Consider the following 25,604-nt stretch of genomic DNA (forward strand, 5'->3'; position numbering starts at 1 on the left):
CCAACTTCCGAGGCCGACGATAGGGTTGCGCGCCTCGAGGCCGTGATGCGCCAGCTCAGGCCTCTTCTGACGGCGGCGCGACCGCAGGCCCAGGGCGCTCTTGAGGCCCGGGGCCCCGACGCCGGAGCGTTGAGCCGCACGCTGGAGGCCCTGCGGCCGTCTCTCGCGCACGCTCGACGTTCGGGGGCGCTCACCAACGTCTGGACCACCGCCGGACTGAAGCGCGACGAGGTCAGAAACGCCGCCGTGCTTGCGTCTCTCTTCAATCTGCTGGACGCCGGCGACCGCGCCATCCCGTTCCTGCGGGCCTTCTTGAGCGAGGTGGAGGGAGCGGATCATTCGCGCCTTCCGACGCTGACGGAGTTGGAGCGCGGCTACTCGGTGCAGACCGAAGCCTGCCCGCTCGGCGCGATCGACGACCGGGTGGATCTGTCCATTGAAGGGGCAACCTTCCTCCTGCTGATCGAGGTCAAGATCGACGCGGCGGAGGGCCCCGCACAGCTCTGCCGCTACGATGAAACCCTTCGCCGAAAGGCCCAGGCGCTCGGGAAGAGGCCGGCGCTGATCTACCTCAGCCCGAAGCCGGCGCGCGAACCGCCGCCCGACGCCTTCTATGCCGACTGGTCCGCCGTGCGTCGGGCCGCGCGGCGCGCCTCAATGGCGCGGCCGCAAGCCCAACGCACTTTCCAAGATCATCTGCTCGCGCAGTTCGCCGAGCACGTCCGAAACTTTTGACGAGAGACCCATGTCGCAAGCCGAGCTCAATGCCCTGATCGTCGCCAACATCCAGGATCTGGATGCGGCGGCGCACCACTTGGACCAGGTGCTCCAGCATTCAATAGCCGAGGCGATCGACGAACGTCTCGAAGACCTGATCAAGCAGGCCGCCTGGGACGGTGCGCCGGGCTGGAATGACGGCGACGCCTGGGTCGCCCCAAAGGCCTGGCATCGTCCCGACCATGGAGCAGACGAATACAGCGCCTACTTCGAGTGCGACGTCGATGACAAAAAACTGGACGCAAGAGACGCCTATCAGCTGACCCAGCTGGTCGGAAAAGCTCACGCTCGCCGGGGATTCCGCTGGGTTCAGCAGCCGATGGGCAACGCAGCATGGGCGAAGATTGCCGGTAAATGCCTCGCGGAAATCCAAGAGCTGCGCAGCCTCGGATTCGAGTATCGCGAAAAAGATGGGACCTTTTTCCTCCCGATCGTGGTCGATCCGGATGAACTGGCCTCTGCCCTGGCGGACGACGACATCTCGAGGGCACTCGGTTCGGTCGACAGAGGCTTTGAGACCATGCAGACGGCAGTCCGCGTATTCAATCGTCTGCTGACGAACCTTGTCGTCGATTGAGCAGAAGAACCGATCGTGTCCGCAGCTGAACTGATGAACCGTCTTGGGCTGACGGTCGTCTCGCAAGGCCCGGCGGGCAGATACCCGCGGGCTGAGCCTGGACCAGGACAGGGCTATCGATACTGGGGGCAGGCGCTGGAGACAGGCTGGCGCTTCGGCGTCCAACCGCATCCCAAGGCCACGCTCGCCCCAGCTCTCGCGGCCGCCTTCACGCAAGCCGGCTTCCAGATCATGCCGGGTCGGACCGAGGCGTTCATGACGCTTTCGGGCTCGGTGCAGGATGCCGCTGATCAGGCCCGCGCCGTGATGGCTCAAGCGCAAGCCATCGTCGCCAAAGCTGGGTAGGTCGTCACGCCGAACAGCGGAGCGGTCGCGCCGACGCGCCTAGCGGGTGAGAAAAGCAGCGTCTCCGCTCGACCACGCCAGCAAGAGGCTTCTTCCGCACGGTAGATCGATCGAGTGTGGCTGAGCCGGATCGACTTGGGGGCCGATCACCAAGCGTGCGAACTTGGCGTAGGCTTCGAACCACCGCTTCTGCGGTGAGAACGAGTGAACGATCATCGCCGCGTGGCGCGCGCCAAAACGTTCGGCTTCGATGACGGCCGACGCCGACCGGTGAAGCAGCTGATAGTGGACGTCGGGCGGGCAGTCTTGGAGGCCGACAAGGTCGCAGAGATACGCGAACCGCTCTCGTTTTCCCGGCGTGCTTGCCGGGGCCCACTCGGACACAAGGGGCCCGAAGGGCTCGTCGACCTTTCCTTCAATCGCACAAACGACCAACCCGTCCGCTGATCCGACCAAGGCGAGAAGATCCGACTGACTTTCGCGGCGGCCACCAGGCAGAGCAGTCTTGTGTTCGGGGATCGCGAACAACAGGTGCGGATCGGCATGGACCGACGCGATGGCGTCGTGGATCTCCGGCGGGAGACCGGCCGCGCCTTCCCATGCATGGGCCAAGGTGCGGGCCGAGCGCCCGATCGCCCAGTGCAGATCAGGTTTGGCGAGCAGTCGACGCCAATCGTCCGGGCCCGTCGTGGGAACAAGAATGCGGCTCACGACGGCGACCCTGACGAAGATCGCTTCACGAACCTGACTCGTGCCTGAGCCTTGAGAAGGAAGGCATCATAGCCCGCGGCCCGCCACGCCTCGCGCTGGACGTTCGTGTGGGCCTTCGTCGTGTTCGCCCACCATTGGGGGCGTTCGGCACTGGCGGGCAGGGCCGTGCCCAAGACCTGTTCGATCTCGGCGAAGGACGCCACGAACTCTCGGGCGGTCTGGCTCGAGAGCCACTCACGCAAAGGGTGGTAGCGTGACGTCTGCGGCGCGGGCGCCTCGTCGAAATGTCGGTCCAGACTTTCCGCCTCTTGGTCCTCAAGTCGCGCGACCTTGTTGAGCGAATGTCGGTAGAGCTTGCGCGCGAGTCCGGCGGTCGGTGACCCGTCCGTCGCGTCACGACTCTCGCGCAGATCATCGAGCGTCAGCGGCATGGCCGGAGCGGCGGCGTCGACCATGATGAACAAATCCATTGGATGATCATCGCTCGCCGCTGCGATCCGCCCCCGGCCTGCTAGGCCGGCGTCTTCTCCGAGGCCTGCGAACCAGAGGAACACGACGTCGCCTGCAGCTGGGCTCGCGCCGCCATACGTCGGGACCTGGACGAAGATCCGTTGGCCCACCGTCAGGTCGAGCGGGTCGCATTTGACGACATAGGCCACCGCTTCGCGCTCCATCACTCGCCGGCGTGCACGAGCAGGCTCACCCATGTGCCTCTCCGGGCTTGAAGCTCATGCCAGTGTGCGCGGGTCGTCGCGTCGTCCGGGCGGAACCCGGGCGTCGGTCGCCCATCCTTCCCGTCCGCCATCTTGCGCCAGACCCCGGTCGCGCCCTCGACGACGAACCGAACGGTGGTCCCGGCCGGCATGGCAGTCAGCCACTCCAGCGTGCGCTCAGGCCCCTCCATGTGCTTGATCCACAGGGCGTGGTCTCGGACCTCTACGCGCATCATCGTAGCCTCATGCGGCCAGGGGACTGGTTGCCGGCGACGGCTTGTCGAACGTCGCCGGAATGCCGATGAGATCCCGGTGGATTTCTGGCCAATCGCGATCCAGATCGACCGTCTTCACGAGCACCTCGTGACCGCGGATGCGATACCGAAGCGACACGTCGTGTCCGACCGCCGGGTAGAGCAGAATGCCGTCACAGGGCAGGTGAGGCGCGCGGGAGCCTGCATGCTCCAGGTAGGCGAAGAGCTGATACAGATGGCCGGACCTGACCTTTCCAGGTCCGCCTCGAGACGCGAGCGTCTCCTTGTAGAACTTGGCGTCCATCACGATGGTCCGCTCGCGCGATCTGAGCGTGATGTCGGTCTCCATGATCGGCAGTCGTCCGGCGGAGACGTCGTCCAACGCCACCGCGTCCCAGGACATGATCTCACTGCCCACCCGGTAACGGGTCTGATGGTGGGCGTAGAAGTTCCGCAGGAAGTCCTCGAAGACGGCCGACATCGTCGTCTCGTCCGTCAGGATGTCCGCGAACCGATTGGTCGTACCCGTCTCGTCCGGGATCTGCGCGCGCCAGACCAGCTCACAAAGCTTCATCAGCGGGCCGTAATGGCGGGAGTTGCGCGACAGCTGAACGGCCTTGAACGCTTCCACGCCCAAGTGGACGTCGCCGACGCCCTGGAGCTTCATCACGACTTCGCCGAGCTCGTGGACCAGCTCTCGGTCCACACCTCGTGTACGGGCCAACGACCTGGCCGTGGCTTTGAGGATCCGGTTGTGCGGCACGTCGGCGGTCAGCTCGTCGACCGCGCAGACGACCGCGCCTCGTCTCATCGTCTGGGCCTTGACGATGTCGTCCAGCAGCAACCGGCCTCGCGGCGCGCGGGTCTCTTCGACGAAGGTGCGATAGCCCCGATCGAGGCCTCGGCGCAGAAGCGTGCGGACGTCATTGACCAACAAGCGCGCGAACAGGTTCGGCAGATCCGGGGAGGCATCGACGCCCGTCTCGACCGCACCGCCCGGCGGGAACCGCCGCCAGGCGTAGCAAAAGAGGAAGTACAGGTTCCGGATCGGGATCGTCATAGGTGGCCGAGCAGGCGCAGCCGCCATTCATCCGCCCGGTCGGGCGCGTCGAACCAGTACTCCTCCAAGAGCGGCCGAATCTCGGTGTCGATCACGCGCTCCACCCACGACCGGCCGACCGCCTGGTCCCGTCCAGGCGTGAAGAAGCTGTGGCCGATCATGAAGCCCGGGCCGAGGTTCACTCGGTCTTCGGCAATGGCGGCGTTGAGCTCCTGCATCCCGGCGACGATCGCGGTGATTAGGTTCGGCGCGACGCCCGCATCCGACAAATGGCGGCCGAAGGCCTCCGAGGTGAATCCCGGCTTCAGCGTCACGAATGCGAACCGCCGCCGAAGCGCATAGTCCACCACCGACAAGGAGCGGTCGGCTGTGTTCATCATGCCGAGGATCCAGACGTTCTCCGGCACATGGAAAGCGTCCGCTTCCGGACCCGCGTACGCCAAGCGTGCCGCCCATTCCGCAGCCCGCTTGTCATGCTCGATCAGCAGCATCAGCTCCCCGAAGATCTTGGAGAGGTTGCCGCGGTTGATCTCGTCGATGATGAACACATGCGGCACGCCCGGACGCGCGCGCGCCTTCTCGCAGAAGCGATGGAAGACGCCGTCGCGGAGTTCAAAGCCTCCGTCTTCCGTCGGTCGATAGCCTTGGACGAAGTCCTCGTAGCCGTAAGACTGATGGAACTGGACCACCTCCACCCGGGACGGGTCCTTGTGTCCCATGAGCGCATAAGCGAGCCGTCGGGCGATGAAGCTCTTGCCTACACCCGGCGCGCCCTGCAGCACGACGTTCTTCTTGTCGCGCCAGATCTCCAGGATCCGCTCGAACTCCTCGCGCTCGAGGAACAGACCCTCCATGGCTTCGTCGATCCCATAAGGGGCCAGCGTCTCGGCTGGTGGCTCGACGGCATCCTGACGGCGATCGAGGACGGTCTGATAAGCGGAGAGCAGGCCTTCCATCACCTCGTCGAGTTCCTGGTCATCGGGCAGGGCGTCCGTCGCCAACGGCATGTGTGCGATGCAGCCAGCTTCATAGGCCCGGGCGCGTCGGCCTTCCGACGTCAGGTCGACGTCGCCGTCCAGCCGGAAGCCCAGCTCCGCAAGCTCCGGCACCAGAGCGCGGTAGGCGTCCGACCTGGCCCGAAGGATCGGAAGCGCGCCCCGCTGGCGATGTTCGTCGACGACCTCCGCCGTGCCTTGAATCAAGCACAGGTGAGCCTGCGCAAGGTCTCTGGACACGAGGAAGACGACGTAGACGCCGCTCTGCGTCGAAGTCGTCTCACGCGAGTCCATCACGGCGACCCAGGGCACCCGGGACCAGACGCCCTTGCCGAGACTCCAGTCGATCAGCAGCTGAGGTCGAGACTTGATGCTCGGCAGGCCGCCCAGCGCCGACTTCAGCCGATCCATGATCCCCCAAAGCTCGGGGTCGGTCTGGAACGGCGTTTCCCGCACGGTGCGGAACCGCTCGAGGAAGGCGCTGAACGCGTCGGCCACGGCGGTGGTCTCGGCGGCCGAGCGATCGTACGTCAGCGCGACCCATAGGAAGCTTTGGACGTCGATGAGATCGCCCGGGGCCCAGCCGTCCTCGGCCAGGCGCTCAAACACCGCCTCCGTGAGACTCAGTGCAGCCCGCACGCGACCCGGCTCGTCCGAGTAGGTCGGGAACTTCGTCCCTAAGAGTTTCAGCGAGGCCTTTTCGAAGAGGTCGGTCCGAATGGCCACGAAGGCCTCGGGCGACTGCAGCATCAGGGCGCAGGATCCGAGCAGGCGCGCGATGCCCTGGGGTCCCGTCGCCCCGGCGGACCGGAAAACGTCGCCCGCAGCAGAGATGAAGGCGGCCAGTCGGTCGGCAGCCGGCTCCTCCCCGACCAACAACGCGTTCAGCGCGTGGCCGAGCGCTTGGGACCGGCCCCGTGCCACAGGCTTCAGGCGATCCACGGCCTGCCAGCTGATCAGGTTCTGCGGCTTGCCCGTGCTCGGGAGCTTGCGGGTCAGGACGCCGTAGTATGCCGTGCTCAGGCGCGCCGCCGCCTCATCGCTCAGATCTGGACTGGTGAGAGCCAGGACTTCGTCCTGGAACAGCGCGACCAGCTCGTCCTTGTAGGTGCGCTCGTGCTCCATGAAGGTCGCACCAGGTTCCTGGAACGATCGGAACTCCGGCATCTGGAGACGGAAGGCTTCCTTCAGCTCCTCAAGTGCGGCCAGATCGAGGGCCGATGCGGGCAGGTCGGCATACCAGTCCAGCAAGCGATCGAGCGTCGCGGGTGCGTCGACCACCGCCAGCCAGGCGACGTTCGGCTCCGCCAAGGCGGGCGCGTTGGCACGCAGCGCGCTGTGACGCGTGTCCGTTGGGCCATAATGCGTGCCGGTCGTCAGATCCGCCGGGGGTTCAACCTCCAGCCAGATGCGGACCGACTCCTGCTCGAGCTGAAGAGCCAAAGAGCGTCCTGACGGCGCGTCCCACGTGGCCATGTATTTCACCTGGGCGCGCTCGGGGCCCCAGGTGGCGCGGATCTGCTCCAGGGCATCCGCTGAGCGGAAGGGCGCGGCCGCGTCGCTCGACCAGACGGTGAACCCGAGCCGTTCGAGCGCCTTCCTGACCGTCGCGTCGCCCCCCGAAAACTCGTCGGGACTCAACGGCCCCCGCTCTGGATGCTGCTTGCCGACGGCGACGCCGGCGATGGCCTTGGAGTCGAACAGTTTGCCGTCACGGACGACGAAAAGATTTCGGGCAGGCCCATAGCCGTACTTGGCCCGGAAGCCGTCCGGCTTGAGCTCTTCATACTCGTCGATCGCAGCGTGCACCGCTGCAGGATCCGTCAGCAGGCTCAGGCTCATGGCGTCCCCCTCGCGATCTGGTTGGAGCCAAAGCGCCAAGCCGTCAACCGAAGCGCTTTTCGCGAGCGCGCGTCACCGAGCGTGGCGCTCAGATGATTTCCGGATGGGGATGAGGATAGGAGAACGGCCTTGAAAGACAGCTTCGTCGCGGAAGATCTGATGGATTTGGCGCTGGCCAACCTCGCCTGGTTCGATGGTGAAGATGCCGGCGACGACAGCGGCCTCGGTTGCAACCGCGACTATCGCGATCTCCGCGGGAAGACGTGGGCGGACGTTCGCCGGGTCTTGGAGTGCGAGCGTCGTCTCGTGGCAGATTTTCGGGCTGGCGAATGGGTACCCGACGAGCCCGGTGACGGACCCGAGGTGGAAGACCTGGAGCTGGGTGTGGCATCGGTCGTCACTGCGCTGTCGGCTCTTGGCTGCATCCCATTCACGAGCTGCAACGGCAGGGCATTTGGAGGCGAGCATGACGCTGACGCCTTGATCGTCGGCTTCTATGCACGACCGAAACACTGGCGGAAGCTTGTCGACCTAGGTCGAGGGTCGCGGACCGAGCTGCAAGTGTGGGACGGCGCGCTCTGGCTCCAAGCCCGGACCACAGAAGACATGCTGAGATGGGCAGAGCGCGCAGTGGAACGCGCCGGCCCGTCTGCTTCTCACCCTTCCCTGATGTAGACGGGCGATGCGCCGCCTGGCTATTCTGGCTACATGCTAAGCCTGCAACCGCCTTCTCAGCAGATTGCTGCAAAGCTGGCCAGAGCCCAGCAGCAGACCGGTCTCGAACACTATTGGGCCATCGAAAAATCGGGCCGCATCTACGAGGGTAGTGGGCGGCCTGATCACGTAATTGCGGGAGCGGAACTCGAAGCAGCATATGACGTGCATGCGTCTGACCTTCGCTATCATCACTCTCATCCTGATGAACGAGCGCTAAGCCCTAGCGATTTGGGATTGCTCCACCGGAGTGGTGTTCGCGAGGTGTGGGCACACAGCGTCAATGGGGCTAGTTATGGCGCTGCTCTCGTGGATCCCGCCGCGAAGGCTCACTTCCAGTCTCTGTTGGACAAGCTGCATGGCCACATGGACGTCGAGCTCGTGAACGCTCAAGGCTATTCGATTACAACGGATGAGTTCGAGGCCTTCCGCGACTTGGCGGCATGCGAAGCGCTTGAAAGTAGGGGTGTGATAAGGACCCATATACGCCTCTCCGATGCGATGCGGCGGCGTTGGCTTAGTGAACATTGTACGTTCATCGCCATTCGGAGTTACTTTGCGAGCGTGCTCGTGTGATGCTCCGACGGCGCGGAATTTGAAAAGCGCTAGGGAAGGCCAGCTCCAAAATCGGCTTTTGGCCTGGCGCTTAAAGTCCGCTCCTGACTCATAGCGGCGGTTGCCGATGTCTGCTTCCGTGCAAGGTGCCCGTCAGCCGCCGAATGCGCAGGTCTGCCATCTGTCCGAACAGGCGCCGCGAACCTCACAGGATCCGCCTTTAGTTCCGGAAGCGTATCCGCACGATCGGCTTGTCCTCCCAGACGTAGATCGGCGTGTAGCGCAGTCGAATACGCCCCTGTCGAGGTTGTTCGGCGTTTTCGAGCCAGTCTGCATCGACGACGTTGCCGCCGGGCTGGCGTGCGTAACGCACCTCGCGAAGCAGATCCGTCGGAATGAGAAAGCCCTCCATCACTCGCTGCGTCTCGAACTCGTGGATGTCCAGATCTCCGACCGAGCGTCGATAGGTTCTGCGATCCCGCTCGCGGCGATACTCAACGTCGAGCTCGTCCGCGTGACTGTCGGCGTTCACCCATCGATCCTCGAACAGCCGATAGGCGCTACCGGAGAGGATGAGGATATACTCCCTGCCGAGCTTGGAGGCTCGCTCGGTTATCGCGGTCCAGAACCGAAGACTGTCGGGTCTTGATTTCAGAAGGACGTCCTGAATCGGTCGGGCGAGGAAGGATGCCCACAGCGGCGCGATGAGCTGCTCAGCCGCGGCGCCGGCGAAGACCTCGATGTAGTTGCTGGACTGTGGCTCAATCTCCGGGTCGAGAAATTCATTGCGATCCATGTTGGGGACGATCCGCGTCACTGGGTCTCTCTGGGTCTCGTCCGTCAGACCGATGCTGACGTTCTGGAAGAACGGGATGTCCTGTCCCGCCAGCAGGCGGTTTGCCACCGTGTCCCTGAAGGACCGCAGACGTTCCGGAGAAATCGGTGCCCGGGCAATCCGGTCGGCCTGGATGCCAGCCAGATAGATTTCGGCACGATTGGCGAGATCACGTCCTTCGTCGAAGGCCTGAAGAACATTCACGTCGTGGTCGAAATTCTGGACTGCCAGCATCACATCCTGATCGGCTTCGGCCACCGTGCGGCCGAGGGACTGGAAACGCTGGACGAGGTTGCGCCGCGTTACGGCGGCGAGGTCCGTCGTGTCGCGTTCGACCAGGCTGCGAAGCGTGTTCAGACCATACGCTGCCGCATTCTGTCTGGTGGACGCGAGGAGAATGATGTCCAGCGCCCGGCTCAGACTGTCGCGGTCATGGACGGTCGATGGGGTGTAGACGCGGCCGGTCGTGACCCGTCGCTCGCTGACATTGTCCAGGCTCGAGACCCAGCTGTCGAGCGCCGCCCCATAGCCCTTCTCGGCGTGAGGAAGGCCGATTGATTCCATCGCAATAAGCGCCTGAAGACGATCGGCGAACCGCATGCCGTTTGTTCGAGCGGGCTCCTCTTCCTCAAGAAGCTGATTGTCGATCAACCGTTTCGCCGCGTCGAAGGCGAACCCTCCGCCCTTGCCGGTCAGGGTCCAGTTGAGCACTACGGCGGCGGTGAGCAGAACGGTGTGTCGGTGGAGGTTCTGAACCACAATGCGAAACAGGCCTGCCGGCGTCGGCTCGTCCCACGGCTCTTCGTGGAGGGTGTGTGATATCGCAGCGCGAGCCGCAGACCACTCCAAGCTCATGACGTCTCCCGTGACGAGCCACGGGTGCCTGAAGGCGAATACGTCGCCGCCCATGTGAAGGTTTGCGTTCCAGCGAAGCAGAAGATCCGCGAGGCGAGACACACCAACCGGATCCTGGTTCCAAACCGCCGCCACGAAGGCTGCGGCGGTCGCTTCGCAGTGAGCTCTCAGCCCGGGCCAGTCGAGACGATAGTCCCGCCATTGGCTCTCCAGGTCCGGCCAGGCTTCGTCCATGTGGCGGTAGGTGTTCGTCGGCCGCGCCGTGGATTCCCAGGCCGAGACGAAGTCCATCATCGCATTCTCATAGGCGCGCTGATCGCTGCCGATCAGCTTCACCGGGCTATCTTCGGCGCGTTCGACGCCGATGGCCGCGGCGCGCCGCGAAAGCCACTCCTCAAGCCGGAACACGGTAAAGGGGCCGAGCCGCAATAGCGCTTTGACGATCTGCGGAGCCAGGCGCTGCTCACCGACCAACAGGCCATAGGGGATGTAAACCACGGACCTGAAATATTCCGGCTCTTCCGAGATCCGCGACACCGCGCGAGTAATGACGGCGCGATACGGTTCCATCCAGGACTGGTGATAGGGACGGAGTCCGTCATCAAGAAGGGCGTAGCTGTCCGGGCGGCCCTTGGGGTCAGTTGTCGCATAGAGCTTGAGCAGGAGGCGGTGGTACTCGCGCATTTCCCGAAGGGTCGCCTGGAAGCGGGTGATCGAGCGTGCGTCGATGTGGGCCATCGCCCCTTCCGCGAACTGGGCGAGGATGTCGGCTGGAGGCGTCGCGTCGTGATCCCAGATCATGATGCCGGTCCGAACCGGAAGGCGACACGGATCAGGAAACGCTCGAGGTTGGTCAGCTCTCCTCCCAGATGTGTGCGGCACAGAACGACCCTGCCTTGAACCTCTCCGTCGAAATTGATCACGAAAGCCAGATTTCTTCGGTCATCGTCATCGCCCAGACGTCGATGCCACAGACGTACCGCCAGTGAGAGCGGTCCAAGCCAGACGTCGCGAAGTCGGGCGCGTCTTGGAAGGTTCACCACCGCGCCTTCGGCCGGTGGGATCAGGTAGTAAGGTCCCATCGTCACCCCCGACGCGGGGTAGTGTGGAAGGCGGGTCGGGACCTGCATGTACCGGGCTCTGAGGATCCCCCGGTAGATGTCTTGGGGTGCCGAGACCCTGATCGTGTAGAGCGCCCTGAACCGGATCCTGTGTCGCTCCTGCCCGAACCTCAGGCTCGTCAGGGTGAACTGCACATAGACGAAGATGTTCGCGACGAGCCAGAGAAGATGGAATCCCGTCAGAGCGAACTCGGCGCTGAGGTTGCGGCTGTTCGCGTCGAAGACGGGCGAGAGCAGTTCGGACGGCCAGAACAGCTGAAGGCAGAGCACTGACAACAGCCCAAGGCTGGACACCGCGAGGGGGACCGCGAAGCTTTCGTGGTAATAAACACGGACATCTGCGTCCGCGTGATCGCGTTGGCCGATCATGGTCACTAGCGCCACGGCGATCGACAGCACACCGAGAAGGCCTGTCTGAACGCCGAGCATGAAGCCGGCGACCTCCCGAAGTATATCTTCCGCTCGGTCGGTCCGCATGAGCGCCGAGGGCATGTCGAACGGACACAGGCCGTCGGCGCAGGCGACGTTGTTCCAGGCCTCAACCCAAGTGACAACAATCGCGATCACCAGATACCCGACCAGCAGCCACGGCAGCTTTGTGCGATCAAGGCAGGCTCGCGTCAAACGCGCTGGCCAAGCCGCGCGGTGGTTCTGGAACTCCACGTTTGCGGCCTGGTGACGCCGGAATTCCTGCCAAGCCTCGCCGTGCAGACTCTTCAGCATGAACACATCCATAGGAGAGGTTTCGGCTGCGAACGGCAAAGCTGCAAGCCAATAGCTCGACCATCTCGGGGTTAGGGTGTCGGCCGAATCGTCGACGAGCTGCGCGAACTTCGCCGCTAGAGATCACACGCCGCGCCGCGTGAACGCTCGAGCGGAGGCGCTTCATTCCCGATGTCCGATCTCCGGCGGCAAGCCAGTGTCCGCTGTTGGCGCTGAACAGATCCAGAGAGCGTAGACTGGGCCGCGGACAGGGAGGCACCTCAATGGAGGTTGGCCATGCGCCAGTCTGACCTGTTCAAGCAACCGAAGCGCCCATGGAATGCCGGCCGTCTGATCGGCCCCAAGGCACCGCTGAAACCGAAGCACATCTGGGCCATTCGACAGCAGTCGAAGGTCGCGAAGAGGGTTCGTGACCTTGCGATGTTCAACTGCGCCCTGGATGCCAAGCTGCGAGCCTGTGACGTGGTTCGGCTCCGGGTCAGTGACGTGGCGCCTGGCGGTGCGCTCCGACAACGGTCGATCGTTATCCAGCAGAAGACCGGAAGGCCGGTGCCGTTCGAGATCACCGAACCTGCGCGCGACGCAATCGCGGCCTGGCTCAAGCTCCGTGGCGAGCGTGAAGATGACTGGCTGTTCCCGAGCCGCAGCCGACCGGGCCAGCATATCGGCACCCGGCAGTACGCACGGCTCGTGGATCAGTGGGTTCGGATGATCGACCTGGAACCGCAGGGCTACGGGACCCACAGCCTCAGGCGCACGAAGGTGTCGCTCGTCTACAAGAAGACCGGCAACCTTCGGGCCTGTCAGCTCCTGCTCGGCCATAGGAAGCTTGAGAGCACCGTCAGGTACCTCGGCATCGAGGTGGACGACGCCCTGGAGATGTCGGAGCAGATCGATCTGTGACTCAGGACCGGGCCCGAATGCGGGCCCGGTCATCGTCGCCTAAGGCTGGAAAGCGCACGTCGGCGCGAGCGTGAGCGGTCGGCCTATTTAAACTCTTGATGGTAGGCGTTCAGAATAACGACGCAGCCCTCGCGTCGAGCGGCGGACTCGGTCTCCCCGCGCTGAAGCATCATGTGATGGGTGTCGACACGGCTTGTGACGCTGCGCTGAGCGCGCTCTGCATCGAAGCCGCGGTCCGCCTGGAGGCGCTCGACCGCCCGCAAGCGGCCCCTCACAAGGGCGTCAGAAGCCGGTGCTCCGAAAGCGATCGCAGTTCGCGCGCAAAAACTCCAGCGCCGTGGCCAGTCTGCCCGCGTGCTCGGCGCCCCCGGCCCCGTCCGGCCGGCGCACGACAAGGGTAAAGTAAAGCCAGCCGTCGGGTGCCGGCTTGATCTCAACGGAGTCAGTGTGGCGCCCGAAGTTCTGGACGTGCTCTACTGAGGTGACGCGCGACCAGTCGATCACCATCGTCTGTTCCGGCCATGCCCCGTCGTTCCGCGCCTCATGAACCCGACCAAGCTCAAGCGTGGTCGTGCATCGAGAGGTGCTGACGGTGCCCGAGACGGCGCGCGAGTGAGCGGTCAGATAGCCACCCGTCCCGTCCGGGTCCCGTCCTATGAACAGGTTCAGCCACCCATCTTCCGCGGTCGCTTGAGTGAAGGCTTGAGCGCCCTCGACAGTCCTCTCGCTCTGCGCGGCCGCCGTTGAGGCCACAGCCGCGAACGCCGCCGTTGCGAGGAGCCTGACAATAGTCTGGAGGGTCATGATTGCCTTACTTGGATATGTGCTTCGCCGCTCGCTCACCTTCCGTGGTACGCCCACTGCGCCAGCGATACGCCGTGACCGTCGCGGCGGTTCTGTGCGATGTAGGCGTTCTTCTGATCCTCGGCTTCCTGCCATGTGTCGTAGGGGCCGAAGCAGATGACGTTGGCTCCGAAGTCGCGGCCGTCATAGGCGGTGGCGAAGCTGTAGAAGCTGTTCTGGATGCCGACGTGGTAGGTGCCGTCCGGCACCCGGAACACGGTTGAGTATAGGTGGTAGCGACCGTAGTTGGGCTCCGACGCCTTGCAGAAACGGTAGTCGTCGTTCCGCGTCTCGACGGACGGAGACGCAAGGCCGGCGACAGCCGCGGCGAGCAGTGGCATCAGCATGGTTCGTTTCCTCTCGACGCTCCTCGGCCCCCCGGCCGATCCCTTCGAGGAAACGGTGCTTTTTGAATCCGCCAGTGTCAATCAGGAAGACCTGACGAGAGGTGATGTGCGCAGCCGGCCCAGTTACCGCAATGGGTCGGGAGCCGACGGTCACCGACGGGTGGGAAGCGGACACGGAGTTTGCCCATAGGCAAACATTGTCGGGCGCTCCCCAAGGCTGCGCTTCAGTCCGTCGGTTGGCGGACGCTCAGTCGCAGATATGCCCGCCGCAGAGCGGAATCCAGCTCAAGCTCACAGTCGCGTACCCGCTCGGCGAGGGAGGACTGACCCGAACCTGGATGGCTTGGCTGTCCGACGTCCAGTTGCTCCAGTGCTGCCCGTGCTCCAAAGCCCGATCGCGAGTGCGGCGAAGCGGCGGCGCCTGCAAGGTTGCCCATGCGTGCATGGACGCGTTGACGCCCCCGACGCTCACGTCCACGCCGGGCTGGCTGCCCAACTCCACAAAGCATTGAGACAGCCTCCCCGAAGCGTCCTCGACGTACATTACCTCGGCCGACCCGCCGTCCGACGTCCGCACGTTGATGGCGTGAGGCGACAGGCTTTGCGAGTAATCATACGTTCCTAGCCTGCCGAGGACCGCCTGATCCTTCCGCAAAGCCACCGCGCGCGCTAGGGCGGCATCCGCGCCTCGACCGGCGCAAAAGGTTTCCATGATGGCCACGAGCAGGTGATCGGGTGCTGCCGCCGGCAGGGACGGCGCAGAGGCGCAGCCCGATAGGACCAATGCAACACACGGCAATGCTCTGGCAGCTGGCGTCATTCGCTCGGTCTCCACAAACTTCGCGCGATTCTGCCGGTCAGGGAGCCCGAGCAAGATCGCAGATCTCAGCAATACTGATGATACAAATCCATCTTATGCCGATTTCGGCCGCCTGACGTCCGCATGGGCTTCAGAAGCCGGTGCCGCCGAGGGTGTCGCAGGAAGACCTGAGGACCTCCATGGCGGTCTTCACCCGCGTCGCCAGCTCGGGCGTGTCCAAAACGAACGACGGCGCGTCGACGCCGTCGGACATCGTGCCGGTCAGACGCACGCGCGTCGGCTCCGACTCGGCGATCGACACGAGCGTGATCTTGGACCAGTCAATCCGGGTCGCGGTGGTCTGAGCGTAGGGCGCCCACGCCAGCCCCCCGCCGAAGGGATAGCCTTGGGGCGGGGTGTGGGTCAGCGCCGTGCCGCACTCCCCATCGCCGACGCCGGTTTGCACGGTCACCGGCAGCCAGTGCGTCTCGACGCATCCGTATGAGCAGTCCCGACCATAGGGGCCGCCGACGAAGCCGGTGGTCGCCCCCGGCCAGGATCGCCACATCTTGAGCCCGCCCTGCTCCGCCACTCGGCTCAGGAACGTCTGCGCGCCAGCTGGTGTCTGAGCGGCGACGGCCGCCGGCACGGACGCCAAAGCCAGCGTCATGGCGAGCCCCGAAGTGAATTTCGGCATTGTAGAGTCCTCTGATGAGCCGGTCGGCTCAGTCCCCGTAGTAAGCCCACTGCGCCAGCGACACCTCGTGACCGTCGCGGCGGTTTTGGGCGATGTAGGCGTTCTTCTGATCCTCCGCCTCTTGCCAGGTGTCATAGGGCCCGAAGCAGATGACGCTGGTCCCGAACTCCCGACCATCATAGGCGTTGGCGAAGCTGTAGAAGCTGTTCTGGATGCCGACGTGATACGTGCCGTCCGGCACGGCAAAGACCGTGGAGTAAAGGTGGTAGCGGCCGTAGTCCGGCTCGGACGCCTTGCAGAAACGATAGTCCTCAGACCGCGCATCGGCAGCCGGAGACGCGAGGCCGGCGATGGCCGCGGCGAGCAGTGGCATGAACATGGTTGGTTCCCCTCACGATTACGCCGGCCCCCGCCGATCGGTTCTGTGCAGCGGTGGTTTTTGAAAGCGACGGTGTCAACAGGGCGAACCTGACGGGAGATGACGTACTGGTGCCGCAGCGGGCGCTCCGACGGGGTTGGGTGTATAGTGTCGTCGGCCCGCAGCGGACCGGATCAGCGTCCGCAACGGGTGGAAAGCTGACGTCCGGCAGGCATACACACGACGATCTGCTTTCTGGCTGCCAGTGAATGGCCGCTGACGCTAGCCGGCGGTCATAACCATTCTGACCAACTCCGAGAGGCTACCAGCCTGCATCTTGGTCATGGCATTGGCCCGGTAGACCTCCACCGTACGCGGGCTGATGCCGAGGTCGAAGGCGATCACCTTGTTGGCATGTCCTTTGACGAGGCCGTCCACGACATCGCGCTCGCGCGGCGAGAGGGAGTCGAGGCGATCGGCGAAGGCACGCCTTTCGGCGTCGGCCGAGGTCGCCTTGCCCGCCTGATCCAGGACGCGATGGATCGAAGCGAGGAGGACCTCGTCATCAAAGGGCTTTTCGATGAAGTCGACGACGCCCGCGCGCATGGCCTCGATGGCGAGGGGCACGTCGGCATGTCCGGTGATCACGATGACGGGCTCAACCGACCCGCTGTCGCGGAGCCTGCGGGCAAGTTCCAGTCCAGTCATGTCGGGCATTCGAACGTCGGTCACGACACAGCCCGCCGGACGATCCTCCACCGCCAAAAAGGCGACAGCGGACTCATAAGTCCGCACCGTCAAGTCGGCAGTTTCGAGCAGGAAGGCGATGGAGTCCCGCACCGCGGCATCGTCGTCGATGACGTGAATCATGGTGTTGGTCGCCATCGGCAGCCTCCTCCTCAATACGGGCGCGCTGAAGCGTGAAATGGAAGACGGTCCCGCCGCCCGGGTTCGGTTCGAACCAGATGCGTCCGCCATGAGTCTCGATGATGGTTCGGGAAATGGACAGTCCCACGCCCATCCCGCTCCTCTTGCTGGTCACGAAGGGCTGGAACAGCTGATCCGCGAGCTCGTCGCCGACGCCCGCTCCGGTATCCGACACCGACACCCGCATCAGTTCGGCGTCCAAAGGGGCCGCGGCGATGACCAGCTCGCGCTTCGGCGAGTCTTCCATGGCGTCCATGCCGTTCCGGATCAGATTGAGCAGCACCTGTTGGATCTGCACCTTATCGGCGAGCACGCGGTCGGCGGCGGGATCTATCGCGAACCGTACGCGAACGCCGTGCTCACGCGCGCCGACGAGGGCTAGGGCGCTGGCTTCCTCGATGAGTTTCGGGAGGTCCTCGATGCGCCGTTCCGTTTCGCCGCGCGACACGAACTCGCGCAGCCGTCGGATGATGACGCCCGCCCGCAGGGCCTGATCCGCCGCTTGGTCGAGCGCAGTGGCGATCCGGTCCTCCCCCAGTCCCTTCGAGCTTAGCAGCCGTTTTGAGCCTTTGAGATAGTTGGAGATGGCCGTGAGCGGCTGGTTCAGTTCATGCGCCAGCGCCGAAGCCATTTCGCCTAGAGCCGTGAGGCGGGAAACCCGCACGAGGTCGCTCTGCAGCTCCTGCATCCGGGCCTCGGCCTGCTGGCGTTCGGTCAGGTCCCGCACGAAACCGGTGAAAAACCGGCCCTCGGCGGTGCGCATCTCGCCGACGGCGAGCTCCATCGGAAAGGTCGAGCCGTCCTTGCGCTGACCGACGACGATCCGCCCCAGACCGATAATGCGGCGCTCGCCTGTGCGGTAGTAGCGCTGCAGATAACCGTCGTGCGCCTCGCGATGGGGCGAGGGCATCAGCACGCTGACATTCTGACCGATGGCCTCGTCGACAGACCAGCCGAACAGCCGCTCGGCCGTCGGGCTGAAGGCCCGGATCACGCCGGCGTCGTCGATCAGGATCATCGCATCGGGAATGGTGTTCAGGATCAGCCGGAGGTGGGTCTCGCGCGCCGAGAGTTCCCGGTGGGCCCGTTGGAACCATTCGCCGCCCACTGTCACGGCGGCCGCCACGCCGACGAACAGGGCGGCCTCGATCCAGAGCGCCGGGCTGGCCGGCGAGAGCAGCAGCCCGGCGCAGAGACCGATCACCCCCGCCACCGCTCCCGGAATCCAGCCGCCCATGGCGGCGCCGACCACCACAGCCGGGACAAAGACCAGAAACGCGCCGTGGTCGCCGATCCGCTCGTCGAGGGCGATGCGCAGCCCGGCGCCGACCAGGGCGACGACGACCGCCGCCGCAACGGCGATCCACGGGGACGCCGGGCGGATGAACGCCGAGGGCGCTGTCTCCGGGGACTGAAAGGCTCGCATCGATGCTCCTTGCCCCGTCCGGCCGGCCTCCGCGCCTCCGGGATTCTCCTTAGGGTGAAGACCCGAATACCGCCGTCGGACGCACGCTTCTACACCGGTTGCATCTTCCAAGACGCCGCCGCAGCGGCCCGGAACGCTTTCCGGATCAACAGGAGCCAAGGCCATGACCCCCCCCCTCGTCGACCTTTCGATCCACCATCAGCCGAAGGGCCTGTCGGACCGCGTGGCCTTCGGCTTCACCAAGCTGCTGCGCTTCTGCGCCGACACCTTCTTCGCCAAACGCTACGGTCACCGGGCCGTTGTGTTGGAGACCGTCGCCGCCGTGCCCGGCATGGTCGGCGCCACCATCAACCACCTGAGCTGCCTGCGCCGGATGTGCGACGACAAGGGGTGGATCAAGACCCTGATGGATGAGGCCGAGAACGAGCGCATGCACCTGATGACCTTCATCGAGATTTCGAAGCCGACGCTGTTCGAACGCTTCGTCATCGTCTCCGTACAGTGGGTGTTCTACCTGTTCTTCTTCGGCCTCTACCTCGTCTCCTCGAAGACGGCTCACCGCGTGGTCGGCTATTTCGAGGAGGAGGCGGTGATCAGCTACACCCACTACCTCGCAGAGATCGACGAGGGCCGCAGCCCGAACGTGCCGGCGCCGGAGATCGCCAAGCGCTACTGGGGCCTGCCGGATGACGCGACGCTTCGCGACGTGGTGCTGGTCGTCCGCGCCGACGAGGCCCACCACCGCGACGTCAACCACGGCTACGCCAACGAACTCGGTGGTCTACCGATCCAAGCCGTCGCGCCCTGCCCGCCGCACGCGGCGCTGGAGCCGACTTGGAAGGCCGCTGCCTGATCCCACACTATCCAGCCGCGCCCAAGCCTCCCGTGAGCGTTACCACGGGAGGCTTGCCTTGCCGGACTCAGAGATCATCCGTCTCGGTCCTCAAGCTATCTGCAGTGGCGGGTCGCTGACGTCCGCAATGGGTCGGAAGCGGACCTTCGCAAAGCCGGCGCAGAAATGTCCGCTCTCCGGCGGGCTGCGAATGAAGGGAGGGCGATGGCAAGTTCGAGAGCGAACCTCTGTCCGTGAGCTCCTCGACCGAACTCGTCAGCGCGCCGCTCGCGCCCCCTCGGCCAGAGCTGCCGGAAAGGGATAGGACTTCGGCGCGGTCGACGACGGGATCGGCGGATCGGCGCACACACGGGTGTGCATCGCCGCTTCGGCCGTGTTCGGCGACACCGGGAACGTGTCCCGTGACTTGGCGTAGTCGAACACTCGCCCGTCGACGTCGTAGCGCCATTTCTCCGTCACATTGAAACGGGGCGTCGCGCAGTCGAAGGAAATGCGCATGACCGAAAAGGCTTCACGGCCCTCCGGGGCTCGCTCGGCGACCACGAACCAGCCATTACGAATGGTGACCCTCGGTCCGTAGCGGCTGGCGTCGTGCCCGACCCAGACCTCGGCCGTTTCATGAATGACCTCCCAGCTTTGGCCGCGATCCTGTCCGCCCAGGCTAACAAGCGCCAAAAACAACCAGATCATTTTCGTTCCCTCTTCGCTGCGCCTTTCGCCGGCGGCCCGGCAGCCTTGCGCCGTTACAGTCCGGGCCAGGGTCCGCTTCGGTTGGTCCCGCTTCACGCCTCAGGGCCGTTGCAGGTCGGCCCGCCGTAACTCCGCTTCATATCGCTCGACCGGCATCCAGTCGCGGCTGCACGTTTGAGCGTAAAAGCGTCCCTTGGTCTTCTTTGCGAACACGACGTGCGTCCGATTGGGGTCGTAGCGCATTCCGCACAGGCTGCTGTCGCCGGATTGATGACGTATGGCGACCCAGGTTCCCACCTGCCCCTTCAGTGATCTCTCCACCCTGAAAATGGTGGCGCTGATCGGTCTACCGTCGATTTGGCCTATGCGGCCCACCCGTTCGACCCGGCCGACGAAGATGACGTCGGCGTCGGCGACTTGCACCGCGGGATCCGGGGGGAAGCACGAACACGCACACGCCGGCCCGGCGGGTGCTGCGACCCCCAAAGTGATCGCTAGCATTGCCGCCTGGATGATACTCGGACGCCACATTTCTGCTCTCCATGCATTCCGGACGCCGGCCGGCGTCACCGCCTGATCCGGTAAAGGTACGAGAAGTTGGGTCCTTCGACCGCGGCGCCGGATGCGGCGGGCACGACCGCGGCCACGACGACGCTGTCCTGGCTTTCTTCGACGAAGGCGGTGATGCGTGCGTCAAGACTTTCGAGCTGCAGAAGCGCCGGCTCCCCGATCCCGGACACGTAAAGGCCCGAAGGTCCCCGGGAGCCTCCAGCCAGCCCGACCAGCCGCCCGTCATCCAGTCGGACGGGCTCCATGAGGGTTCCGGTCGAGTTCAGGACTTCGATGCCGGCTTTGCCGAAGCCGTGCCGGTCGAACCGCCGAACGACCTGATCATTGCCGAGCGTGAAGACGGCGGCGACCTCATCGCTGCCGGACATCGGGAGGAGGCGGACGTCGAACGTCCTCGCCCGATCGTCTGAGGATTGCCAGACCCTCCGTGCCAGGTCGGCCCATTGGCCGTCTGGTTCCAGCCTGGTCACGTACAGGCGTTCTCCCATTGGGTCGCCCGATCCCCACGCCAGCAGGGCGCCCCCAGCGGCCGTCGGCCGCGTGCTCACGGACGGCAGGTGATCGAGCGACGCTTCCAGCACGTCCGTGGCCCCTTCCTGCCCATCGGGGCGAAACGTGGTCAGGCGCAGCTGCTGCCGTCTGGTGGACGCTGCGGGAGCGGCGAAAGCCACGGCGACGGCTCCGCCAGGAAACGTTATGATCCAGCCACGCCGGGGCTCGTTGAGGACGTTCGTGTCGGTGAACAGCGACTGTGTGACCAGTCTGGACGCGCCGACGGGTCTGCCCTCCCGGTCTAGAAGCTGCAGCCTCATGCCTCCCGCACGGACGCCCGGCTCGGTCGCTTCATCCGCTGAATGGTAGAGCGTCCAGACCCCGCCGTCATGAGCCGGCTCCGTGTCGTAGACCGTGCCCTCTGCCGGCGCGAACGCCTGGCCCACCGGGCCGAACTCCGGACTGTAGACGACCACCCGGTCCGAGCCTGCGACGTCAGGCCGGTCGCCGATCGTCATGACGAAACGATTGGGCCCGATGACCTCCAGATCCTTGACCACGCCTTGGAACGGCGGTCCGAGGCTGCCACGCTGCTGGATCGGGGAAGGAGCCTGCGGCTCGATGTTTTGCGCCACCGCCGCGGTCGAGCTCGTCGCGATTGAAGCCAGCACCGCCAGAGCCGCAAGCGGGCCGGCGCAGCGCAAGGAAGTCTTCATCCGAATGTTCCCGCGACGCACCCGCACGGGAGCGGAAAGACAAGAGAGCAGAAGATCGCATCCATCCCCCCGGACCTCCAGTTCAGCAGACGCCGTCAACGTGCGCCGGCGCGTTCCTTCGACCGACTTCCCAAGGCTCATGGCGTGCGCATCGGCGGTCATCGGGAGATCCAGGGCTCACGGCTGCGATAGACCGGAGCAATGGCGTAGCAGAAGTCCCGGTCTTCCACGCGCGCGAGGGCGCAATCCTCAGTGAATGCCTTGCACGACCAGTACCGATCTGCGTCGGCGTAGTTGCATTGTCTCTCGGTCAGCGCGCGGCACTCCCAGTAGTCGGAACGCTCGGCCAGGTTGCATTTGCGCTCCGAGATCGCCTTGCAGAACCAGTAATGAGCCTCAGCCGCCACGCCGCAATTTCTTCGATCAAGCGCGTAGCAGAACCAGTAGAGGTCCCCGGCGAGGCGCCTGCAGTCCAGCCGCTGCTCCTGCGCCGCGGGAACGTCCGGTGCCCGCCCGCCTCGGAAGCATGCGCGGCCGATGCTGCGGCGCAGATCGCCGCGCCCAGGAACCAGCCTCTCAGAAGCTTGAACGTCATCTGCATGCCCGTCACAGGTCCCTGACGAGAGGCGCGCCGCGTCCGGAGCGAGGACGGCCGCGGACCAAACCGAACGCCGCGCCCCCGGCCGACCCTGCTAACCCCGCCAACAGCAGCATCACCCAGCCCGGCTCCCTGTGCACGTCGGGGGTCCCGCCACTGGAAAACACGATCAGTCCCGAGACCAGCCCGACGATAGCTCCCGCCAGAAGGAACCAGGGAAGGCTGTCCCGCCCGACCGCTTTGAGAAGAAGAAATGACGATCCGCCGCCGACCAGAGTCGCCGGAACGGTGAACAGGAGGCCGAAGAGCCCAATCATGATCGTCCCGAAAACCCAGGACATCGCGTCCGCACCCGAGGACGCGCTGAGCGCGGCCCCGAGCGCAAGGCTCGACGTGAGTGGAGCTGCGGCAAAAGCCAGAACCGTACGACCCAGAGACATCGCTCTCTCCTTGGAGATCGGACTGAAGCTGGAGGCGGCATGCAGCGTCAAGGTCAGGGCGAGAGGACGTCAGGTTGCGTCATTCGCCTGCCGCCCAAGGGTTCCGCGACGCACTTGCCGGAGCCGGGGCCCGGTTCGATCGACTCTAGGGTTGGGTCGCGGGAGCCGCGGCGATGTTCATCGAGTAAGCGCCCGTCTGTCGAAGGCCGCCGCTGGTCACCGCGATGAAATAGCTGCCCGCTCCGGGAAGCAGCCCTGACGCGCGAAACTCTTGAGGATCAACCTCGCCGGACTCGGACACGGAAACGAGTTCCACCGAGTACCCCCGCCTGCACGACGCGTCCCTGTAGACGTGCCCGACGGGGCTGAAGTCCGGAGATCGGACATCGAGGATCACCTGCACCGGGCCGGCGACGGTGACCTCATAGCAGTCGAAGTATCGCCCAGGCGCCCGGTTGGCATCAACCGGAGACAACTCGCCGGACACCTCACCTCCCAAGGTCATCGTCAGGGGATCCGCGCGCAGGCGGGCGGCCTCGGGCGTGTCCGCCACAGCCAGCCCGATCATGTAGTCTCCGACGTCCTGTGCATCCGCGCTGCTGGCGCGGAAGGACCAGGTGCCTCCTTGATCCAGCGTCGCCTCGAGATGCGCTGCTCCAAAGCCGAAACCGCCGTCGTCGTCGGCGTCTTCCCAGTCCCCCTGGCAGCCGGGCCCTCGATGCAACGCGACCCAGGCATCCACGTCGATGGAGCGCATGACGATCTCGATGGACTGGCCTGCGACGCCGGCGAAATCTCGACAATCGTAGTAGGCGCCCCTGTGATCCGCGGGATCGCCCTGGGACAAGGCCCCGAACAGCGCCTGGCCGGGCGCCACCGCCTGAGCCAGGCAGGGTGCGGCGGCGCAGGTCGCTGCGATGAGCGTGAAAGTACTCAGGGTGGGCTTCATGAGCGACGGCTCCGCTTGACGACCGTTTCGAAGGCTTTGGAAGGCAAGATTTAGTGAGAGCTGATCGGCGAGACCGGAGAGGTCGGCCTGGCTGCCTTCGAGCCCATGCCGAGATCGAACAGCCGATGCCGCTTCACCGCTCAGCCGGCACGATGCCTTGCCGCGTGCAGCCCGGGTTATGAGGGCCGTTCTGAGGGCATCCAAGAAGCTCATTTATGGCAGGAAGGCGAGCGATGGTTTGGTTGATCCTAAACGGGGTCGGTGCGTGAACCTTGGGCTTGGAACCGTCGTCAATCTCGTCAGGCTCCAGTCGTCGCGTGGCATAGGCGATCACCTTGGCGACGTGTTCGGGCGGCGGCGCTCCCCCGGTACGGGTCCGCAACGTTTCAGCAAGCACCACCGCGCCCCAGTGATCTGCGGAGATTTCGTCCGCCAGACCCGGATCCCAGATTGCCGGAAACTCGGTGATGCGCCTATAGCACTCCGCCATCGAGCCGTAGAGTTCCGGGTAGGCCGAGTCGTCGATAGCGTGGCCCAGTTCGTGACCGAGCGTGAAGCTCAAGGCATCCAGCAGATCCTGTCGACTGATCCCGTAGTCATGTGCCTCAAGCACAAGGCCCGGACAGACGACGGCGAACCTCATGCCTGAGTTCCCGACGCCTACGTTTGCGGCCTCATCGTAGAAGGCGTTGGGGCTCAGGCCATTTCGCCCGCACGACGCCATATATTGACGATATGCTCGGGCCTGCAGCGTCACCGTCGACGCGGTTGAGCCTTCCGCTCGTCCTTTCGCGACCATCACGTCCACGTACTCACCCGTCGTGAGAAGCACCACGGCCGAGACCCGGCGCACGATCTCGTCGCGCACACCTTCGACGGGCAGCGGCTCCACCTTGAGGTGCTCCACGAGCAGGGATTTGCTTCGGTCGAAGGCCAGACGCCGCAAACCCGCATGGGTCAGGCCGGTGATCGCGGCCGCACGCGCCTCGGCCTCGGTTATCGCCGCGCGAAAGGTGGCGACCAGGGCTTCGTCGGTGTATTGCGGGCTGAGCTTCTTCCAATGCTTGAGGTCGAGCTCCTCGCCAAGTTCGGCGACGCGGTCGGTCCTTTTCGTGACGCCTTGATTGGCCGCGAGCAGATCACGGCACCGAAGCGGAATGTCCTGAGAAGATGCCGTGGGCTCCGCGACGGACAGCGCCGCCACCAAGGCCGCCAAACCGGCACCCCAACGCCCGCTCGCCGCTGCCATCGCGCCTTCCTCCCGAGACAATCGTGGTTTGATGCCGGGAGACTAGCCAAACTGCCGGTGTCGACCAGCAGCGACGAAGCGATCGTCAGCTTTCGTCGGCCGTCCACGCCGTCGACTCCATTGGCGCCAGTTTCGCGGAGAAGATCCGTCCACAGCCGATCGCGCATGCCCGTGCGCCATGCTCGCGCATGCGTGCGCTTTGCAGAAGGTGTACTAAGCAGTCATCGCGAACGTCTGATACGGGTCGGGAGCGGACCATGGCTCAGCGGTGGCAAGCGGACGGGCACATAGGGGTGACAGCCGACCGCTCGTGTTCACAGCCTCGGGCCGAGCCACACATCCACGGGAAACGCCTCTGCGTCGAGAAGCAGTTTTCCGCCCTTCTCGGTGAAGTCTTCGAGAATGCCTCTCGCTGCCCGCAGTGTCAGAGAGAGGGCCTGCACCGAGTCTGCGCCAGCGACCTCTTGGGGCTTGGTCAGGAGCGGATGCAGCGTCAGGGTGCACGCCCACGTCTGATGCCTTTCGCTTATCGAGGGCGCACCGATGGCGAGTGCAATCACGATCTTCTCTCCGTCCGCTCGAACGGCATCTAGCGACAGGCTCGCGATGATTTGCGGGGGCGACACCGGGGCAGACTGAGGCTTGGCCTCCGTGTCCGCAATGGGTCGGG

The 25,604-nt window shown here is 64.9% G+C and carries 27 protein-coding genes; 7 read left to right on the forward strand and 20 right to left on the reverse strand.

Features of this window, described 5'->3' with window-relative positions; all coding sequences use genetic code 11:
- Window positions 1-129 precede the first annotated feature (129 nt).
- Genes VGR32_RS05070 through VGR32_RS05080 form a run of 3 tightly spaced genes read left to right on the forward strand, consistent with a single transcriptional unit; the run spans window position 130 to window position 1,699 of the window.
- Entirely contained in the window at window positions 130-735 is a 606-nt protein-coding gene (locus tag VGR32_RS05070; RefSeq protein ID WP_327448716.1) for a PD-(D/E)XK nuclease family protein, read from the forward strand.
- A gap of 10 nt (window positions 736-745) precedes the next feature.
- Window positions 746-1,354, forward strand: coding sequence for a hypothetical protein (locus VGR32_RS05075; RefSeq protein WP_327448718.1), 609 nt, complete (start codon window positions 746-748; stop codon window positions 1,352-1,354).
- Between the two features lie 15 nt (window positions 1,355-1,369).
- The gene (locus VGR32_RS05080; RefSeq protein ID WP_327448719.1) at window positions 1,370-1,699 is read left to right on the forward strand and encodes a hypothetical protein; all 330 of its coding nucleotides are present in this window, start codon (window positions 1,370-1,372) and stop codon (window positions 1,697-1,699) included.
- Window positions 1,700-1,738: 39 nt separating this feature from the next.
- Here the strand turns inward: VGR32_RS05080 and VGR32_RS05085 are convergent, their stop codons facing one another.
- From VGR32_RS05085 to VGR32_RS05105, 5 genes are read right to left on the reverse strand one after another with little or no spacing between them, the layout of a single operon-like run.
- Complete coding sequence (locus VGR32_RS05085; RefSeq protein ID WP_327448721.1) at window positions 1,739-2,410, reverse strand: DUF6946 family protein; 672 nt, start codon at window positions 2,408-2,410, stop codon at window positions 1,739-1,741.
- Window positions 2,407-3,069 (reverse strand): DUF7662 domain-containing protein, encoded by a 663-nt coding sequence (locus VGR32_RS05090; protein ID WP_327448723.1) that lies wholly within the window; start codon window positions 3,067-3,069, stop codon window positions 2,407-2,409. Before VGR32_RS05090 ends, VGR32_RS05085 begins: the two co-directional genes overlap by 4 nt.
- Window positions 3,070-3,083: 14 nt before the next feature.
- Window positions 3,084-3,359: a hypothetical protein gene (locus VGR32_RS05095; RefSeq protein WP_327448725.1), complete on the reverse strand. Its 276-nt coding sequence runs from the start codon at window positions 3,357-3,359 to the stop codon at window positions 3,084-3,086.
- A gap of 7 nt (window positions 3,360-3,366) precedes the next feature.
- On the reverse strand, window positions 3,367-4,437 hold the full coding sequence (locus VGR32_RS05100) for a 5-methylcytosine restriction system specificity protein McrC (protein WP_327448727.1): 1,071 nt from the start codon (window positions 4,435-4,437) through the stop codon (window positions 3,367-3,369).
- The gene (locus VGR32_RS05105) at window positions 4,434-7,274 is read right to left on the reverse strand and encodes an MrcB family domain-containing protein (RefSeq protein ID WP_327448729.1); all 2,841 of its coding nucleotides are present in this window, start codon (window positions 7,272-7,274) and stop codon (window positions 4,434-4,436) included. Before VGR32_RS05105 ends, VGR32_RS05100 begins: the two co-directional genes overlap by 4 nt.
- 129 nt (window positions 7,275-7,403) lie before the next feature.
- Here VGR32_RS05105 and VGR32_RS05110 point away from each other — a divergent pair, with 129 nt between their 5' ends.
- Both VGR32_RS05110 and VGR32_RS05115 read left to right on the forward strand, forming a co-directional pair.
- The gene (locus VGR32_RS05110; RefSeq protein WP_327448731.1) at window positions 7,404-7,949 is read left to right on the forward strand and encodes a hypothetical protein; all 546 of its coding nucleotides are present in this window, start codon (window positions 7,404-7,406) and stop codon (window positions 7,947-7,949) included.
- Between the two features lie 33 nt (window positions 7,950-7,982).
- Complete coding sequence (locus tag VGR32_RS05115) at window positions 7,983-8,564, forward strand: hypothetical protein (RefSeq protein ID WP_327448733.1); 582 nt, start codon at window positions 7,983-7,985, stop codon at window positions 8,562-8,564.
- Window positions 8,565-8,763: 199 nt separating this feature from the next.
- Here VGR32_RS05115 and VGR32_RS05120 read toward each other — a convergent pair whose 3' ends face one another.
- Both VGR32_RS05120 and VGR32_RS05125 read right to left on the reverse strand, forming a co-directional pair.
- A complete protein-coding gene (locus VGR32_RS05120) occupies window positions 8,764-11,034 on the reverse strand; it encodes a hypothetical protein (protein ID WP_327448735.1) in 2,271 nt (756 codons plus the stop codon).
- Window positions 11,031-12,077: a hypothetical protein gene (locus VGR32_RS05125; RefSeq protein ID WP_327448737.1), complete on the reverse strand. Its 1,047-nt coding sequence runs from the start codon at window positions 12,075-12,077 to the stop codon at window positions 11,031-11,033. Before VGR32_RS05125 ends, VGR32_RS05120 begins: the two co-directional genes overlap by 4 nt.
- Before the next feature lie 276 nt (window positions 12,078-12,353).
- Here VGR32_RS05125 and VGR32_RS05130 point away from each other — a divergent pair, with 276 nt between their 5' ends.
- Window positions 12,354-12,980: a site-specific integrase gene (locus VGR32_RS05130; RefSeq protein WP_327448739.1), complete on the forward strand. Its 627-nt coding sequence runs from the start codon at window positions 12,354-12,356 to the stop codon at window positions 12,978-12,980.
- A 282-nt stretch (window positions 12,981-13,262) separates the two neighbouring features.
- Here VGR32_RS05130 and VGR32_RS05135 read toward each other — a convergent pair whose 3' ends face one another.
- From VGR32_RS05135 to VGR32_RS05160, 6 genes are all read right to left on the reverse strand, one after another.
- Entirely contained in the window at window positions 13,263-13,784 is a 522-nt protein-coding gene (locus tag VGR32_RS05135) for a hypothetical protein (RefSeq protein WP_327448741.1), read from the reverse strand.
- A 35-nt stretch (window positions 13,785-13,819) separates the two neighbouring features.
- A complete protein-coding gene (locus VGR32_RS05140; RefSeq protein WP_327448743.1) occupies window positions 13,820-14,170 on the reverse strand; it encodes a hypothetical protein in 351 nt (116 codons plus the stop codon).
- A gap of 950 nt (window positions 14,171-15,120) precedes the next feature.
- Window positions 15,121-15,666 (reverse strand): hypothetical protein, encoded by a 546-nt coding sequence (locus VGR32_RS05145; protein WP_327448745.1) that lies wholly within the window; start codon window positions 15,664-15,666, stop codon window positions 15,121-15,123.
- Between the two features lie 28 nt (window positions 15,667-15,694).
- Complete coding sequence (locus tag VGR32_RS05150) at window positions 15,695-16,045, reverse strand: hypothetical protein (RefSeq protein ID WP_327448747.1); 351 nt, start codon at window positions 16,043-16,045, stop codon at window positions 15,695-15,697.
- A 261-nt stretch (window positions 16,046-16,306) separates the two neighbouring features.
- Complete coding sequence (gene fixJ / locus VGR32_RS05155; RefSeq protein WP_125256741.1) at window positions 16,307-16,909, reverse strand: response regulator FixJ; 603 nt, start codon at window positions 16,907-16,909, stop codon at window positions 16,307-16,309.
- Window positions 16,806-18,377, reverse strand: coding sequence for a PAS domain S-box protein (locus tag VGR32_RS05160; RefSeq protein ID WP_327448752.1), 1,572 nt, complete (start codon window positions 18,375-18,377; stop codon window positions 16,806-16,808). Before VGR32_RS05160 ends, fixJ begins: the two co-directional genes overlap by 104 nt.
- Before the next feature lie 163 nt (window positions 18,378-18,540).
- Between VGR32_RS05160 and VGR32_RS05165 the strand changes: the two genes are divergently transcribed.
- Window positions 18,541-19,230 carry an alternative oxidase gene (locus VGR32_RS05165; RefSeq protein WP_327448754.1) on the forward strand — a complete coding sequence of 230 codons (690 nt, stop codon included), beginning with the start codon at window positions 18,541-18,543 and terminating at the stop codon, window positions 19,228-19,230.
- Between the two features lie 255 nt (window positions 19,231-19,485).
- On the opposite strand, the gene VGR32_RS05170 is transcribed toward VGR32_RS05165, so the two are convergent.
- The 7 genes from VGR32_RS05170 to VGR32_RS05200 all read right to left on the reverse strand — a co-directional run bounded on the left by VGR32_RS05170 (window position 19,486) and on the right by VGR32_RS05200 (window position 25,560).
- A complete protein-coding gene (locus tag VGR32_RS05170) occupies window positions 19,486-19,920 on the reverse strand; it encodes a hypothetical protein (RefSeq protein ID WP_327448755.1) in 435 nt (144 codons plus the stop codon).
- A 99-nt stretch (window positions 19,921-20,019) separates the two neighbouring features.
- Window positions 20,020-20,343, reverse strand: a complete 324-nt coding sequence (locus VGR32_RS05175) for a hypothetical protein (protein ID WP_327448757.1) — start codon at window positions 20,341-20,343, stop codon at window positions 20,020-20,022.
- A gap of 143 nt (window positions 20,344-20,486) precedes the next feature.
- Window positions 20,487-21,860, reverse strand: a complete 1,374-nt coding sequence (locus VGR32_RS05180) for a hypothetical protein (RefSeq protein WP_327448759.1) — start codon at window positions 21,858-21,860, stop codon at window positions 20,487-20,489.
- Window positions 21,861-22,304: 444 nt separating this feature from the next.
- Window positions 22,305-22,736, reverse strand: a complete 432-nt coding sequence (locus VGR32_RS05185) for a hypothetical protein (protein WP_327448761.1) — start codon at window positions 22,734-22,736, stop codon at window positions 22,305-22,307.
- Between the two features lie 145 nt (window positions 22,737-22,881).
- Window positions 22,882-23,685 (reverse strand): hypothetical protein, encoded by an 804-nt coding sequence (locus tag VGR32_RS05190; protein WP_327448763.1) that lies wholly within the window; start codon window positions 23,683-23,685, stop codon window positions 22,882-22,884.
- Between the two features lie 133 nt (window positions 23,686-23,818).
- Window positions 23,819-24,934 (reverse strand): hypothetical protein, encoded by a 1,116-nt coding sequence (locus VGR32_RS05195; protein WP_327448766.1) that lies wholly within the window; start codon window positions 24,932-24,934, stop codon window positions 23,819-23,821.
- Between the two features lie 314 nt (window positions 24,935-25,248).
- The gene (locus tag VGR32_RS05200) at window positions 25,249-25,560 is read right to left on the reverse strand and encodes a DUF6968 family protein (protein ID WP_327448768.1); all 312 of its coding nucleotides are present in this window, start codon (window positions 25,558-25,560) and stop codon (window positions 25,249-25,251) included.
- Window positions 25,561-25,604: the final 44 nt, after the last annotated feature.

It is taken from the genome of Brevundimonas sp., assembly GCF_035935935.1.
Classification (GTDB): Bacteria; Pseudomonadota; Alphaproteobacteria; order Caulobacterales; family Caulobacteraceae; genus Brevundimonas.